14 protein-coding genes and 1 pseudogene are annotated in these 14,596 nt (G+C 58.7%); 6 read left to right on the top strand and 9 right to left on the bottom strand.

What is annotated here, in order from left to right; all coding sequences use genetic code 11:
* Positions 1 to 183 precede the first annotated feature (183 nt).
* On the bottom strand, positions 184 to 2,004 hold the full coding sequence (gene typA / locus LJU32_06315; GenBank protein ID WKV89916.1) for a translational GTPase TypA: 1,821 nt from the start codon (positions 2,002 to 2,004) through the stop codon (positions 184 to 186).
* A gap of 138 nt (positions 2,005 to 2,142) precedes the next feature.
* Complete coding sequence (gene thiI, locus LJU32_06310) at positions 2,143 to 3,597, bottom strand: tRNA 4-thiouridine(8) synthase ThiI (GenBank protein ID WKV89915.1); 1,455 nt, start codon at positions 3,595 to 3,597, stop codon at positions 2,143 to 2,145.
* A gap of 326 nt (positions 3,598 to 3,923) precedes the next feature.
* On the opposite strand from thiI, the gene glnA reads away from it, so the two are divergent.
* The 5 genes and pseudogenes from glnA to ntrC all read left to right on the top strand — a co-directional run bounded on the left by glnA (position 3,924) and on the right by ntrC (position 9,493).
* Entirely contained in the window at positions 3,924 to 5,330 is a 1,407-nt protein-coding gene (glnA, locus tag LJU32_06305; GenBank protein ID WKV89914.1) for a type I glutamate--ammonia ligase, read from the top strand.
* Between the two features lie 283 nt (positions 5,331 to 5,613).
* Positions 5,614 to 6,126 carry a DUF4124 domain-containing protein gene (locus LJU32_06300; protein ID WKV89913.1) on the top strand — a complete coding sequence of 171 codons (513 nt, stop codon included), beginning with the start codon at positions 5,614 to 5,616 and terminating at the stop codon, positions 6,124 to 6,126.
* Positions 6,123 to 6,744, top strand: a pseudogene (locus tag LJU32_06295) (DUF4124 domain-containing protein). Before LJU32_06300 ends, LJU32_06295 begins: the two are co-directional and overlap by 4 nt.
* 230 nt (positions 6,745 to 6,974) lie before the next feature.
* Positions 6,975 to 8,060 (top strand): nitrogen regulation protein NR(II), encoded by a 1,086-nt coding sequence (gene glnL / locus LJU32_06290; protein WKV89912.1) that lies wholly within the window; start codon positions 6,975 to 6,977, stop codon positions 8,058 to 8,060.
* Complete coding sequence (ntrC, locus tag LJU32_06285; protein ID WKV89911.1) at positions 8,057 to 9,493, top strand: nitrogen regulation protein NR(I); 1,437 nt, start codon at positions 8,057 to 8,059, stop codon at positions 9,491 to 9,493. The genes glnL and ntrC overlap by 4 nt, the downstream gene beginning before the upstream one ends.
* Positions 9,494 to 9,583: 90 nt before the next feature.
* Here the strand turns inward: ntrC and LJU32_06280 are convergent, their stop codons facing one another.
* From LJU32_06280 to LJU32_06265, 4 genes are all read right to left on the bottom strand, one after another.
* Complete coding sequence (locus LJU32_06280) at positions 9,584 to 10,723, bottom strand: hypothetical protein (GenBank protein ID WKV89910.1); 1,140 nt, start codon at positions 10,721 to 10,723, stop codon at positions 9,584 to 9,586.
* Positions 10,720 to 11,331, bottom strand: a complete 612-nt coding sequence (locus LJU32_06275; GenBank protein WKV89909.1) for a hypothetical protein — start codon at positions 11,329 to 11,331, stop codon at positions 10,720 to 10,722. The genes LJU32_06280 and LJU32_06275 overlap by 4 nt, the downstream gene beginning before the upstream one ends.
* Positions 11,286 to 12,065: a hypothetical protein gene (locus tag LJU32_06270; protein ID WKV89908.1), complete on the bottom strand. Its 780-nt coding sequence runs from the start codon at positions 12,063 to 12,065 to the stop codon at positions 11,286 to 11,288. The genes LJU32_06275 and LJU32_06270 overlap by 46 nt, the downstream gene beginning before the upstream one ends.
* Before the next feature lie 181 nt (positions 12,066 to 12,246).
* Positions 12,247 to 12,687: a hypothetical protein gene (locus LJU32_06265; GenBank protein WKV89907.1), complete on the bottom strand. Its 441-nt coding sequence runs from the start codon at positions 12,685 to 12,687 to the stop codon at positions 12,247 to 12,249.
* On the opposite strand from LJU32_06265, the gene LJU32_06260 reads away from it, so the two are divergent.
* Positions 12,686 to 13,141 (top strand): tRNA (cytidine(34)-2'-O)-methyltransferase, encoded by a 456-nt coding sequence (locus LJU32_06260; protein WKV89906.1) that lies wholly within the window; start codon positions 12,686 to 12,688, stop codon positions 13,139 to 13,141. The two genes, LJU32_06265 and LJU32_06260, sit on opposite strands and share 2 nt — an antisense overlap.
* Before the next feature lie 96 nt (positions 13,142 to 13,237).
* On the opposite strand, the gene secB is transcribed toward LJU32_06260, so the two are convergent.
* Genes secB through LJU32_06245 form a run of 3 tightly spaced genes read right to left on the bottom strand, consistent with a single transcriptional unit; the run spans position 13,238 to position 14,450 of the window.
* Entirely contained in the window at positions 13,238 to 13,723 is a 486-nt protein-coding gene (gene secB / locus LJU32_06255; protein ID WKV89905.1) for a protein-export chaperone SecB, read from the bottom strand.
* A gap of 57 nt (positions 13,724 to 13,780) precedes the next feature.
* A complete protein-coding gene (gene grxC / locus LJU32_06250) occupies positions 13,781 to 14,035 on the bottom strand; it encodes a glutaredoxin 3 (protein ID WKV89904.1) in 255 nt (84 codons plus the stop codon).
* Position 14,036: 1 nt separating this feature from the next.
* Positions 14,037 to 14,450: a rhodanese-like domain-containing protein gene (locus LJU32_06245; protein WKV89903.1), complete on the bottom strand. Its 414-nt coding sequence runs from the start codon at positions 14,448 to 14,450 to the stop codon at positions 14,037 to 14,039.
* Positions 14,451 to 14,596: the final 146 nt, after the last annotated feature.

The following is a 14,596-nucleotide window of genomic DNA, read 5'->3' as shown; positions in this document are numbered from 1 at the left end:
CGCCATCGCTGGCAAGCCAGCTCCCACAATGATTGTGGTCGAACACATATTTTATATACGACCCAAAACCCCGTGGGAGCTGGCTTGCCAGCGATGGGGCCAGCAAAAATATCGTTTAAACCCCAGACAAACAAAAACGCCCCCGGTCTCGCGACCGGGGGCGTTTTTCATTCCAGGGCTAGATTACGCCTTGGCTTTCTTGGCAGCGCGGGTACGCTCGCTTTCGTCGAGGATCTTCTTGCGAAGACGGATCGACTTAGGCGTGACTTCGCACAGCTCGTCTTCCTGGATGTATTCCAGAGCCTGTTCCAGAGTGAAGCGAACAGGTGGGACCAGAGCGATGGTCTCGTCTTTACCCGAAGCACGCATGTTGTCGAGCTTCTTGCCTTTGGTTGGGTTTACACCCAGGTCGTTGTCGCGGCTGTTCTGACCAACGATCTGACCGTTGTAGATCTCCTGGCCGTGTTCTACGAACAGCTTGCCACGAGCCTGCAGGGTTTCCAGCGAGTAGGTCAGTGCCTTGCCGGTTTCAACCGAAACCAGAACGCCGTTCTGACGGCCGGACATGTGGCCCGACTTCACTGGAGCGTAACGGTCGAAGATGGAGGTCAGGATGCCAGCACCGTTGGTCAGGGTCAGGAACTGGTTACGGAAACCGATCAGACCGCGAGCAGGGATGTTGTATTCCAGACGAACACGGCCCTTGCCATCCGGCACCATGTTGCTCAGGTCGCCCTTACGCAGACCCATCTCTTCCATGACCTTGCCCTGCGATTCTTCAGGGATGTCGATGGTGACGTTTTCGAACGGTTCCTGCTTCACGCCGTCAACTTCACGGATGATCACTTCAGGACGGCCCAGGGCCAGCTCGAAGCCTTCGCGACGCATGGTTTCGATCAGTACCGAGAGGTGCAGCTCACCACGGCCGGAAACCTTGAACTTGTCAGCCGAGTCGCCTTCTTCAACGCGCAGTGCAACGTTGTACAGCAGCTCTTTGTCCAGACGATCCTTGATGTTACGGGAGGTCACAAACTTGCCTTCTTTACCGCAGAATGGCGAGTCGTTTACCTGGAAGGTCATGGAAACGGTTGGCTCGTCAACGGTCAGCGGCTTCATCGCCTCGACGGTGTTGATGTCGCACAGAGTGTCGGAGATGAACAGCTCGTCGAAGCCGCTGATGCAGACGATGTCGCCGGCTGCTGCTTCGTCAACGTCGATGCGGTGCAGACCGTGGTGACCCATCAGCTTCAGGATACGACCGTTGCGACGCTTGCCGTCGGCGCTGATAGCGACAACCGGGGTGTTCGGCTTGACGCGACCGCGAGCGATACGGCCAACACCGATAACACCCAGGAAGCTGTTGTAGTCCAGAGCGGAGATCTGCATCTGGAACGGACCGTCACGGTCAACGGCCGGAGGCGGAACGTGGTCGACTACCGCCTGGTACAGCGGAGTCATGTCTTCCGCCATGGCGGTGTGGTCCAGACCGGCAATGCCGTTCAGGGCCGAAGCGTAAACAACCTGGAAGTCCAGTTGTTCTTCGGTCGCACCGAGGTTGTCGAACAGGTCGAAGATCTGGTCCAGAACCCAGTCCGGACGCGCGCCTGGACGGTCAACCTTGTTGATCACCACGATTGGACGCAGGCCGGCTTCGAAAGCCTTCTTGGTCACGAAGCGGGTTTGCGGCATAGGGCCGTCTTGAGCGTCAACCAGCAGCAGAACGGAGTCAACCATCGACATCACGCGTTCAACTTCGCCGCCGAAGTCGGCGTGGCCCGGGGTGTCCACGATGTTGATGTGGTAGCCGTTCCAATTGATGGCGGTGTTCTTCGCCAGAATGGTAATACCGCGCTCTTTTTCCTGGTCGTTGGAGTCCATCACGCGCTCGTCGTTGAGCTCGTTGCGCTCCAGAGTGCCGGATTGACGCAGGAGTTTGTCTACCAAGGTGGTTTTACCGTGGTCAACGTGAGCAATGATGGCGATGTTGCGTAGATTTTCGATCACTTGTGTATCTCGATCAGAGGATTCGGTTTGCTGACAAGTCTTGGCAGCGATTAGCAGTAGTGTCCGGCATGGCCGTTACAGCTTGACGGCGGTGTCGGGGGCCGGTGACGCAGGCCACAGGCAAACAGCCCCGGGCACTTAGCTCGGTCGATAAACGCGCACATTGGCATGCCCCTCACTGAGCAAATGGTGGGCATGCAGGCGACTCATCACGCCTTTGTCGCAATACAGCAGGTACTGGCGAGTAGGGTCCAGTTCCTTGAAACGTGCGTTCACTGCATAGAACGGCATCGTCTGTACCTCTATGCCGGCGAGCTCCAGCGGGTCATCCTCGGCGGCATCCGGGTGGCGGATGTCGATCACGATCTGACCGGCCAGCGCTTCGCTGACTTCTTCAATCTGCAAATCCTGGCCCAATTCGTCGATTACCCGATCGATCGGCACCAGTTTGGCGTTGGCGAGCGCACGCTCGAGTACCGCCATGTCGAATTCTTTCTCTTCGTGCTCAACCCGGCCACGCTTGGCGGCAGTCTTGGGGTTGACCGAAATCACGCCGCAATATTCCGGCATGTGCCGGGCGAAATCGGCGGTGCCGATCTCGTTGGCGGTGTCGATGATGTCCTGCTTGTGCGCGACGACCAGCGGCCGCAGCACCAGTTTATCGGTCACGCAGTCGATCACCGACAGGTTCGGCAGCGTCTGGCTCGACACCTGGGAGATCGCTTCACCGGTCACCAGTGCATCGATGTGCAGGCGTTCGGCGATCTCGGACGAGGCGCGCAACATCATACGCTTCAAAACCACGCCCATATGACTGTTATCGACTTTGCCGAGAATTTCGCCCAGCACTTCCTCGAACGGCACACTGACAAATAGCACGCGTTGCGAGCTGCCGTACTTCTTCCAGATGAAGTGCGCGACTTCCATCACGCCCAATTCGTGGGCACGCCCGCCGAGATTGAAGAAGCAGAAGTGCGCCATCAGGCCGCGACGCATGATCTGGTAAGCCGCCACGGTTGAATCGAAGCCGCCGGACATCAATACCAGCGTCTGCTCCAGCGCACCCAGCGGGTAGCCGCCGATGCCGTTGTGCTGGCTGTGAATCACGAACAACCGTTTGTCGCGAACTTCGATACGGACTTCGATTTGCGGCGCTTTAAGGTCGATTCCGGCCGCACCGCACTCGCGACGCAGCTTGCTGCCGACGTATTTTTCGACGTCCATCGAGCTGAAGGCATGCTTGCCTGCGCGCTTGCAGCGTACCGAGAAAATCTTCCCGGCCAGCGCATCGCCGTAGTGCTGTTTGCACTTCTCGGTGATGTCGTCGAAGTCGCCCAGCGGGTACTCGTCGATCTGCAGAAAGTGCGCGATACCCGGCATGCAGGTCAGGCGCTCGCCCATCTCTTTCAAGGCTTTGGGGTCGGTAACGCGGGTTTCCAGCTCGAGATTGTCCCACACGCCGTTCACCACCACGGCCGGGTCCAGGTCACGGAGCACGGTGCGGATGTTCTTGGCCAACTGGCGGATGAATTTCGTCCGGACAGGTCGGCTTTTGATGGTGATCTCGGGGAAGACTTTTACGATAAGTTTCATGAAAACAGCGCGCGAACGGCCAGCCGAAAAAGGGGGCGCGGATTATAGCGGAAATTGCTCAAGGTTTAACCAGTTAATGTGCAGAAGGTTTTGCGCGCACCAAAACAGGTCATTTATGGAATTAAACGCAACATTACGGGGCGGGATTTGTCGATTCAGAACCTCGCACGCCTTAATAAGCGTGAATTTGGGGCAAAAAACCCATGCTGGGGCACTGGCATGCAATTTGCTCCCTTGTGAGGCAGGTTGCCTTGGCAGAGTATTCGCGCCGGCATCACCATTATTAAGGGCATCCACTACCCGCCCTAATTCACCCGGAGGACACTATGTCGAAGTCGGTTCAACTCATCAAAGATCATGACGTCAAGTGGATTGATCTGCGCTTCACGGACACCAAAGGCACTCAGCACCACGTGACCATGCCGGCTCGCGATGCGCTGGATGACGACTTCTTCGAAGTCGGCAAGATGTTCGACGGTTCCTCCATCTCCGGCTGGAAAGGCATCGAAGCCTCCGACATGATCCTGATGCCGGTCGACGAAACGGCCGTACTCGATCCGTTCACCGAAGACCCAACTCTGATTCTGGTCTGCGACATCATCGAACCTTCGAGCATGCAGGGCTACGATCGCGACCCACGTGCGATCGCCAAGCGCGCCGAAGAGCACCTGAAAGCCACCGGTATCGGTGACACCGTATTCGCCGGTCCAGAGCCTGAGTTCTTCATCTTTGACTCGGTGAAATTCAAGTCGGACATCTCCGGCTCGATGTTCAAGATCTACTCCGAGCAAGGCTCGTGGATGTCCGACCAGGACATCGAAGGCGGCAACAAGGGGCACCGTCCAGGCGTGAAAGGCGGCTACTTCCCGGTTCCACCGTTCGACCACGACCACGAAATCCGTACCGCCATGTGCAACGCACTGGAAGAAATGGGTCAGTCGGTTGAAGTTCACCACCACGAAGTGGCAACTGCCGGCCAGAACGAAATCGGCGTCAAGTTCAACACCCTGGTGAAGAAGGCCGACGAAGTTCAGACCCTGAAATACGTTGTGCACAACGTTGCCGACGCTTACGGCCGCACCGCGACCTTCATGCCGAAGCCACTGTACGGCGACAACGGTTCGGGCATGCACGTACACATGTCGATCTGGAAAGACGGCAAGAACACTTTCGCTGGTGAAGGCTATGCCGGCCTGTCCGATACCGCTCTGTATTTCATCGGCGGCATCATCAAACACGGTAAGGCCCTGAACGGCTTCACCAACCCGGCGACCAACTCCTACAAGCGTCTGGTGCCAGGCTTCGAAGCGCCGGTAATGCTGGCCTACTCGGCGCGCAACCGTTCCGCTTCGATCCGCATTCCTTACGTGTCGAGCCCGAAAGCACGCCGTATCGAAGCGCGCTTCCCGGATCCGGCTGCCAACCCGTACCTGGCTTTCGCAGCTCTGCTGATGGCTGGTCTGGACGGTATCCAGAACAAGATCCACCCAGGCGACGCCGCCGACAAGAACCTGTACGACCTGCCGCCTGAAGAGGCGAAAGAGATTCCACAGGTTTGCGGCAGCCTGAAAGAAGCCCTGGAAGAGCTGGACAAGGGTCGCGCGTTCCTGACCAAGGGCGGCGTGTTCTCCGACGACTTCATCGACGCTTACATCGCGCTGAAATCGGAAGAAGAAATCAAGGTTCGCACCTTCGTACACCCACTGGAATATGAGCTGTACTACAGCTGCTGATCCGGTAGCGCTGCGTAAAGTGGCGTGACAAAAGAGGCCTCCTTTGAGAGGCCTTTTTTATTGCCTGGATTTTTTAGCCCGACGATGAACCCTGTAGGAGTGAGCCTGCTCGCGATCGCGGTGGGTCATTTAAAAATTGGCGACTGACACGACGCCATCCGAGCAGGCTAACTCCTACAGGGGGTTTGTGGTGTTTGAATGAACTCTGGATATGTCGCGAGCTGGGCCAACCGCCCCACCTGTCCTATGCTGCTACCCATCGTTTCCAACCCCGGTCGATTTCATGGGTCGCACGCTTCTCTACATCCTGCTGCTGATCGCCCTGCCCGCCGCCGCGCAGATCTACAAGTACACCGACGCCAACGGCAACACGGCGTACAGCAATCAGCCGCCGGACGGCGTGCAGGCGCAACCGGTCGAGTTGCCACCGCTCAATCGGGTCGAGCCACAAGCGCCGAGCGCGCCGCAATCACCCAGCCCCGAAGCACCGCAACCAGCGCGCAACGCCTATGAAATTCTCGAGCTCGCCGGTCTGCCCACTGACGAGGCGCTGCGCGCCAATAACGGCACCTTCACGGTCAATGTTCTGATCAAGCCTCGTCTGCAACCGCCGCATCAACTGAGACTGGTACTGGACGATGAGCCCTACGGCCAGCCGAGCAACGTGCCGGTTCTGCAATTGATCAACGTTGATCGCGGTGAGCATCGCCTGGCCGTGCAAGTGATCGACGGCCAGACCGTCATCCAGCAGAGCCAGCCTGCGGTTTTCACCGTGCAGCGCGTGCACACGCCATGATCCGTGCCGGACTGATACTCATCCTGGTGTTGATGTCGACGTCCGCCTCGGCGGAGGTCTTTACCTACATCGACGCACAGGGCAACCGCGTCTATACCGACCAGCCACGCGCCAACGCCAAGCGAGTGCCGATCGCGACGAGCAATCGCATGGCGGTCCCTGCCAACACCGCAGCGCCGATCACTACGGCGAAAAATCCGCTGAACCAGCGCCCTTTCATTACGACATGCTGCGCATTCTGATCCCGGAGCCCGATGCTACTTTGCGCAGCAGCGCCGGCGAGCTGATCGTCAGTGTCACCAGCGAACCCGGCCTGCAAAGCGGCCATCGTTATCGCCTGTTGCTGGATGGCAAGGCCACGGGCGAGCCCGGCGTCAGCCCGGTATTTGCACTGAGCAACATTGATCGCGGCAGCCACAGCCTTTCGATCGAAATCCTCGATGCCGCCGGGCGCACCGTGGAACGCACCGCCAACCAGCCGTTCCACATGCTACGCATTTCCTGGCGCAGAAACGCCAGGTCAAACCCTGTGTCGCCGACGACTACGGCGTACGCCCGGAATGCCCGCTCAAGGACAAACCTGAAGAACCGAAAAATCCATTTCTGCGCTTCTTTTAACGTCTTCCAGGCATTCGCACTCTATTGGTGCACTAAACTGCATCACGCCCACAACCCAACCCATTTTGGTTCGAAATTTCCCGTTTGAGCTGGCTTCGTGCCATACAAACGCGCGTCAAACGCCTGTTTCAGGGCTCAAGCGCTTCTTTTCGGAGCCTTGGTTTGGTTTTTGCATTTTCCCGACATCAGCGCTTTGTTCTCGCGCACGCCTTGCTCCAAAAGGGGTCCAGATGACCATAAGCGACGCTATTCACCGTTTGCTGCTCGACAACCTGACCACGGCGACCATCCTGCTCGACGCCGAACTGCGTCTGGAGTACATGAACCCGGCGGCGGAAATGTTGCTGGCCGTCAGCGGTCAGCGCAGCCATGGCCAGTTCATCAGTGAGCTGTTCACCGAGTCTCCCGAGGCGCTCAATTCCCTGCGCCAGGCGGTTGAGCAGGCGCACCCGTTCACCAAGCGCGAAGCAATGCTCACCGCCCTCACCGGCCAGACCCTGACTGTGGATTACGCGGTCACGCCGATCCTGAGCAACGGCGCGACCTTGCTCTTGCTCGAAGTGCACCCGCGTGACCGCCTGCTGCGGATCACCAAGGAAGAGGCGCAGCTGTCCAAGCAGGAAACCAGCAAAATGCTGGTGCGCGGCCTCGCCCACGAAATCAAGAATCCTCTCGGCGGCATCCGTGGTGCTGCGCAGCTGCTGGCGCGCGAGCTGCCGGAGGAAAGCTTGCGCGATTACACCAATGTGATCATTGAAGAGGCCGATCGCCTGCGCAATCTGGTCGATCGCATGCTCGGCTCGAATAAATTGCCCTCGCTGGCCATGTGCAACGTTCACGAAGTCCTCGAACGCGTCTGCCAACTGGTGGAAGCCGAAAGCCAGGGCTGCATCACTCTGGTGCGCGATTACGATCCGAGCATTCCCGACGTATTGATCGACCGCGAACAAATGATTCAGGCGGTGCTGAACATCGTGCGTAACGCGATGCAGGCGATCAGCAGCCAGAACGAGCTGCGTCTGGGCCGCATCAGCCTGCGCACCCGCGCGATGCGCCAGTTCACCATCGGCCACATCCGCCATCGTCTGGTGACCAAGATCGAGATCATCGACAACGGCCCGGGCATCCCGGCGGAACTGCAGGAAACCATTTTCTTTCCGATGGTCAGCGGTCGCCCGGACGGTACCGGGCTGGGCCTGGCCATTACCCAGAACATCATCAGTCAGCACCAGGGCCTGATCGAGTGTGAGAGCCATCCAGGCCACACCACCTTCTCGATCTTCCTGCCACTGGAACAAGGAGCCACATCGACATGAGCCGTAGTGAAACCGTGTGGATCGTCGATGACGACCGTTCTATCCGTTGGGTCCTGGAAAAGGCCTTGCAACAGGAAGGCATGACCACCCAGAGCTTCGACAGCGCCGACGGCGTGATGAGTCGTCTGGCCCGGCAGCAGCCGGACGTGATCATTTCCGATATCCGCATGCCCGGTGCCAGTGGTCTGGATCTGCTGGCGCGGATTCGCGAACAGCACCCACGGCTGCCGGTCATCATCATGACCGCTCACTCCGATCTGGACAGCGCTGTCGCCTCCTATCAGGGCGGTGCTTTCGAGTACCTGCCCAAACCTTTCGACGTCGACGAGGCCGTTTCGCTGGTCAAGCGTGCCAATCAGCACGCTCAGGAACAGCAAGGCCTGGAAGTTGTGCCAGCCCTGACCCGCACGCCGGAAATCATCGGCGAAGCGCCGGCGATGCAGGAAGTGTTTCGCGCCATCGGGCGCCTGAGCCACTCCAACATCACCGTGCTGATCAATGGCGAATCCGGTACCGGTAAAGAGCTGGTGGCCCACGCCCTGCACCGCCATAGCCCACGCGCGGCTTCGCCGTTCATTGCGTTGAACATGGCGGCGATTCCCAAGGATCTGATGGAATCGGAACTGTTCGGCCACGAGAAAGGCGCGTTCACCGGTGCAGCAAACCTGCGCCGCGGGCGCTTCGAACAGGCCGACGGCGGCACGCTGTTCCTCGATGAAATCGGCGACATGCCGGCGGACACCCAGACCCGCCTGTTGCGCGTGCTGGCTGACGGTGAGTTCTACCGCGTCGGCGGCCATGTGCCGGTCAAAGTGGACGTGCGCATCATCGCCGCGACCCACCAGAATCTCGAAACACTCGTCCACGCCGGTAAATTCCGCGAGGACTTGTTCCACCGTCTCAACGTGATTCGCATCCACATTCCACGCCTGTCGGATCGTCGCGAAGACATCCCGACTCTGGCCCGGCATTTCCTCAGCCGCGCCGCGCAGGAACTGGCGGTGGAGCCGAAGCTGCTGAAAAGCGAGACCGAGGAATACCTGAAAAACCTGCCGTGGCCGGGCAACGTGCGCCAGCTGGAAAACACCTGCCGCTGGATCACCGTGATGGCCTCCGGCCGTGAAGTGCACATCAGTGACCTGCCGCCGGAGCTGCTCAACCTGCCGCAGGATTCGGCGCCCGTGACCAACTGGGAACAGGCCCTGCGCCAATGGGCCGATCAGGCTCTGGCCCGCGGCCAGTCGAGCCTGCTCGACAGCGCGGTGCCGGCGTTCGAGCGGATCATGATCGAGACGGCGTTGAAGCACACCGCCGGGCGCCGTCGAGATGCTGCCGTTCTGTTGGGTTGGGGGCGGAACACCCTGACGCGCAAGATCAAGGAATTGGGAATGAAGGTCGATGGTGGGGATGATGATGAGGGCGAGGAAGGGTAATCGGCCTTCGGTAGAACAGTTTATTTGTGGTCATAGGTAATCCAGTGTGGGAGCGAGCTTGCTCGCGAAAGCGTCAGGTCATTGAGCGGATCAGTGACTGAAACGACGCCATCGCGAGCAAGCTCGCTCCCACATTGGCTTCTCAGTGCACCGCATCAATGCACGATGACCTGTGATCGCGCATAGCGGCATCGTCGCCGCCACAGCTGAAAGCGTTGGAAGTCCGATCTTTGAATAACTGAAAGCCCCGAATTCGGGGGCTTTCGCGTCTCTCAGGCGCTTTTTTGTTTCAACAGATGAAAATCTGGCACGGCGCCTGCAATACCTTCTACAGGTGATTCGTTTCACCACCCGTTTCGGGGACCTTGGTACAGGCAGGCCGGGGATTCCCCTCTTTACATCGGGCTCACAGCGCAACGCGGCGAGCCCAACCTTTTGGGATCCTTGGTACAGGCAGGCCGGGGTTCCCTCTTTATACCGGGCCGACGCGATACGCGAAGCCCACACTTTTGGGAACCCTGATACAGGCAGGTCAGGGATTCCCGCTTTTACACCGCCACTGCGCCCCAACGAATTATTCAAGCCGTGGGCGCTTGGGCCGGTGATGTAACGGCGGGTTCTGCCGCCCCCGTCATATTTTCGTATTTCCGCTTCCAGCCAATCGAGCATTTTCCCAGGACTTGATTCAAATTCGACGATTGTGCTCAGCCACGCTCGCTCCACCGCATCCGCCTGACTGAAATTTTCCAGAACCCGCCAGACTCGACGCTGTAAAAGCGGGCGCTCAACATGAAATTCGGGCGTGCGACTCAGCGTGCGTATACCGTTCAGCAGCGTACTCCAAGGACCTTCGAAACTATCCCAGAGTCTGGCCTTTTCAGCCGCCTGCGCTTGCGGAACATTTCGCAACCAGAGCGCTGCCGACCGATCAGTATGTTGCTCTGCGAGCCAAATATCGCTGCCAGTCTTGATACGGGCATGGATCAGACGTCGAAGAGAAGACGGATCGTTTATCGGGTTGCCGTTGAGATTAAATCCCGCTCTGAGCTCAACGGACTCGGGAATCGATTTGATCCGATTGTTTGAAAGATCCAATACTGTCGTTGGAAGTTGCGGGGTAATGCCTTCCGGGAATTTTTCCAGGCCGGTATTGGACAGATCCAGTTCTCGCAACGCGGTCAGTGTCTTGACTGACGGCGCAAAGTGCAGAGGGTTGTCAGCCAGCTTCAATACTTCCAGATGCTTCGGCCTCTCTCGGAATCAAGCCCGGCTGGCGGCTTGAATATGCCGGTATCTGTCAGATCGAGATATCGCAGCTCGGCCATGTCGGAAACATCGGGGGCGGCTCTCAATACATTGCGCTGCAACTCAAGCACCTGTAAGCGTCGCAAGTCGGACAGCTGACCGACCAACGCCGAAAGATCTCGACCTGCATATGAGCTGCCGAGCTTTAGTACACGCAATTCGTTCATCCCTGCCACAGAAAAATCCGGCCTCAGCGCACATTCTTCCAAATTGAGCTCTCGCAACCCGGCAAGCTTTTTGAATTGTGCAACCAGAGGCGGGTTAACACGCGCGTGGAAATAAATCTGCCCCGACGGCCGGTTTATTGAAGGCGGTCCGAGTGGCGCCGCGATCTTCAGCGATTCAACATTGGGAAATTGAGCCAGAAATATGTGTACATCCGGCTCCCATCCCGCTCGTAGCGTGAGGTCGGAAATGGACCTGAACTGACGTGATGGAAGGTCTCGAACAGGCCACGAATCGAGATCGAGTTCCAGTTTGAAACCCGTCAGCCGCTCATTTTTGTAGACCCGTTCGTCAGGCTCCCCAACCACTTGTACAGTCGCCGCAGCTTGGCTCCCACGGCACTAACTGCTGTGTAGGAGTCAGAATACTGATTGACCGAAAGCTCCCGAAGCCTGATCTTGCTGTCCAACTCGGAAAACCCGATCTGAACGCGCCTGAGCTCCACGTCTGCAATATCTTTGTCGCCGATCAGAGCAATGAAGTCGTCAGCCTGCTGATCGGTCGCTTCCGGCAGATATTTTTTCACCTGAGCTCGGGTCGCCTGTTCAACAACCAGGCGAGGGTGCCAGAGACCGCTCGCGGCGTCGCGCAGCAGCACCGGACCTGAAGGCAGCAACTCGCTTGGTCGACGGGCCCGGTACAGTCCGGTATGCGGATCAGCAGCAACCATAGCCATGCCGCCGATTTGCAGGTCAGCGTAAGTGCGTTTGTTAATAACCCGAAGACCTTCATTGTTGACTGGCGCACGTATTGCGCGACCGTCAGTGACATAGGCAGCAAGCGACACGTCCGGAGCAATCGGCCGTGCATCAAGGGGAGCAGCGTGAACCACTACGGTATGCGACGGCGAGACGGCTTCGATATCGGCACCAATGGATGACGGAGCTGGGCGCAGCAAAGGATCGAGCGAAGCGCCCGTCTCGAAGCCACGACGGCCTGGTAAATCCACCAATGCGGTGTCCAGGTCCGTCGGTCGAGCAGGGCTGGCTGGTGTATCGATATCAACGCGGCTACTGCCGCCGCGGGGTGGTTTGACCGGCATGTTTTTCATCCTTGAAGAGCTTCCCCTGCAGGTGCGCAAGGGCAGCTTGTGGTCGGCATCCTGCCGTTTGAGCGTGAGAGCGGACGATAGCGCGCGCTCGCGGTGGCTGGGGGTGGGAAAGGTCAACGGCAGCGGTGGGAAATGCCGTTAAAAAACGTCGGAGGTAACGATGAAGTTCAGATCATTGCTCTCGCAATCGAACTTCCAGCCGCCAGCGGTCATCGACCTCGCTGCCGATCCAGTCACCCTGCAACGGCCGCGCCGCCAGCACCGTCAGCAACAACCCGCCGTCACTCTTGCGCGTGCGCCAGTTCACATCCCTGCCGTCGAGCTTGAGCTGGCCCTTTTGCGGCCGACCTTGCGCCTGAAACAGCAATGCGATGGTGCCGTCGATAATCTCGCCATGCAGCTTCGGCTCGTTGTTGAACCACACCACCAAACCGCCGTCGGTGACCTCGACGCGCTCCAGCACGCTCGGATCCGGCGTGGTCAGTCGACCGATCATCAGGCCGATCATCATTCCGACGATGGCCAGCGAACCGATCACTCGCGGGAATAGTTTCGAACGGTTGTCCACAGGCGGCGTAGAATGCCGCTCGTCTTTACCTTCGGAGCCGTGCATGTTTCACGTCATCCTTTTTCAACCAGAAATTCCGCCGAACACCGGCAACGTTATCAGGCTGTGCGCCAATAGTGGCTGCCACCTGCATTTGATCGAGCCGCTGGGTTTCGAGATGGACGACAAGCGCTTGCGTCGCGCCGGTCTCGACTACCACGAATATGCCACGCTGCAGCGTCACGCTGATCTGGCCAGTTGTCTTGAGAGTCTGGGCAACCCGCGGGTATTCGCCTTCACTACCAAAGGTTCACGGCCGTTTCATGATGCCGCATTCGTGCCCGGCGATGCGTTTCTGTTCGGCCCGGAAAGCCGTGGCCTGCCAGCGGACGTGCTCGACGCCCTGCCCGCCGAACAGCGCCTGCGCCTGCCGATGCGCGAAGGCTGCCGCAGCCTGAATCTGTCCAACACCGTGGCGGTCGCCGTGTACGAAGCGTGGCGGCAGAACGACTTCAAATAGTTTTCGCCTGACCAAAACAATCGCGGGCAAGCCCGCTCCCACAGGAATGTGCAAAACCTGTGGGAGCGGGCTTGCCCGCGATGCGTATCCGAGCCTTTATTGAACGGTCGGGGTCTCGCCGCTTTCCTGCATGCGCTGCAGCTCTTGCGCGTACAGGGCGTCGAAGTTCACCGGGGCCAGCATCAGCGCCGGGAACGAGCCACGGGTGACCAGGCTGTCCAGGGTTTCACGGGCATACGGGAACAGGATGTTCGGGCAGAACGCACCCAGGGTGTGGCTCATCGAAGCCGCGTCCAGGTTCTTGATCAGGAAGATACCGGCCTGTTGCACTTCAGCGATGAAGGCCACTTCTTCACCGTTTTTCACGGTAACGGAAAGGGTCAGCACCACTTCGTAGAAATCGCCTTCCAGCGCTTTCTGGCGAGTATTCAGATCCAGACCGACCGCCGGATCCCACTGCTGGCGGAAGATCGCCGGGCTTTTCGGGGCTTCGAAGGACAGGTCGCGTACGTAGATGCGCTGCAAGGAGAATTGCGGTGCGGTTTCTTCTTCGCTGGCTGCAGTGTTCTGTTGGTCAGTCATCTCAGATCCTTATCGATCTTGGGTCTTTTAGGGAGTGCTGTACGTGGGTGCAGCCGTTCAGCCCTTGAGCAGCGCGTCGAGTTTGCCGGCGCGCTCCAGAGCGTATAAATCATCACAACCGCCGATGTGCTTTGCGCCGATCCAGATCTGCGGCACGGAGGTGCGTCCGGCCTTTTTGGTCATTTCGGCACGCAGCTGCGGCTTGCCATCGACCTTGATCTCTTCGAAGGCCACGCCTTTGCTGGCGAGCAGATGCTTGGCGCGCGAGCAGTAAGGGCAGTAATCGCTGGAATAGACGATGACGTCGCTCATATCACTTCACCAACGGCAGGTTGTCGCCTTTCCAGCTGGAAATCCCGCCGGACAGCTTGGCCGCGGTGAAGCCGGATTTCATCAGCTCGCGGGCGTGGGTGCCGGCGGTCTGGCCGAGCGCATCGACCAGAATGATGGTTTTGGCCTTGTGCTTTTCCAGCTCGCCGACGCGGGCAGCCAGTTTGTCCTGCGGGATGTTCACCGCGCCAACGATGTGGCCAGCGGCATAATCCTTGGCCGGACGGATGTCCACCACCACGCCTGCGTCTTTATTGACCAGTGCGGTCAGCTCGCCGGTGCTCAGGCTTTTACCGCCGCCCTGCATCGTGTGCGCCAGCAACAGAGCCAGAAGTACGACGAAGATACCGACAAGAATGTAGTGGTTAGTGGCAAATTCAATCAGATGAGCAACCATCGAAGGAGGTTCCAGGGCGTTAAAATGTCGGCCAGTATACACAGCCACTATGGTCGGCCAAACCCCGTCCGGCGGTGACGCGGTCGGAACTTCGCTTTAAACTCCAACTCCGTTTTCCATCGCCCTCTTCTTTATCAGCCACGAGT

It is taken from the genome of Pseudomonas sp. B21_DOA (genome assembly GCA_030544685.1).
GTDB lineage: Bacteria > Pseudomonadota > Gammaproteobacteria > Pseudomonadales > Pseudomonadaceae > Aquipseudomonas > Aquipseudomonas fluorescens_AO.
The sequence above is the reverse complement of the archived record's forward strand: the minus strand, read 5'-3'. Positions and strand labels throughout refer to the sequence as shown.

What these genes read in the sequence shown, in the direction of transcription:
- grxC (WKV89904.1), bottom strand. Translation starts at nt 14,035, where the DNA reads ATGAGCGACGTCATCGTCTATTCCAGCGATTACTGCCCTTACTGCTCG.
- LJU32_06270 (WKV89908.1), bottom strand. Translation starts at nt 12,065, where the DNA reads ATGCCGGTCAAACCACCCCGCGGCGGCAGTAGCCGCGTTGATATCGAT.
- LJU32_06300 (WKV89913.1), top strand. Translation starts at nt 5,614, where the DNA reads ATGGGTCGCACGCTTCTCTACATCCTGCTGCTGATCGCCCTGCCCGCC.
- ntrC (WKV89911.1), top strand. Translation starts at nt 8,057, where the DNA reads ATGAGCCGTAGTGAAACCGTGTGGATCGTCGATGACGACCGTTCTATC.
- LJU32_06245 (WKV89903.1), bottom strand. Translation starts at nt 14,450, where the DNA reads ATGGTTGCTCATCTGATTGAATTTGCCACTAACCACTACATTCTTGTC.
- LJU32_06265 (WKV89907.1), bottom strand. Translation starts at nt 12,687, where the DNA reads ATGCACGGCTCCGAAGGTAAAGACGAGCGGCATTCTACGCCGCCTGTG.
- glnA (WKV89914.1), top strand. Translation starts at nt 3,924, where the DNA reads ATGTCGAAGTCGGTTCAACTCATCAAAGATCATGACGTCAAGTGGATT.
- LJU32_06260 (WKV89906.1), top strand. Translation starts at nt 12,686, where the DNA reads ATGTTTCACGTCATCCTTTTTCAACCAGAAATTCCGCCGAACACCGGC.
- glnL (WKV89912.1), top strand. Translation starts at nt 6,975, where the DNA reads ATGACCATAAGCGACGCTATTCACCGTTTGCTGCTCGACAACCTGACC.
- secB (WKV89905.1), bottom strand. Translation starts at nt 13,723, where the DNA reads ATGACTGACCAACAGAACACTGCAGCCAGCGAAGAAGAAACCGCACCG.
- thiI (WKV89915.1), bottom strand. Translation starts at nt 3,597, where the DNA reads ATGAAACTTATCGTAAAAGTCTTCCCCGAGATCACCATCAAAAGCCGA.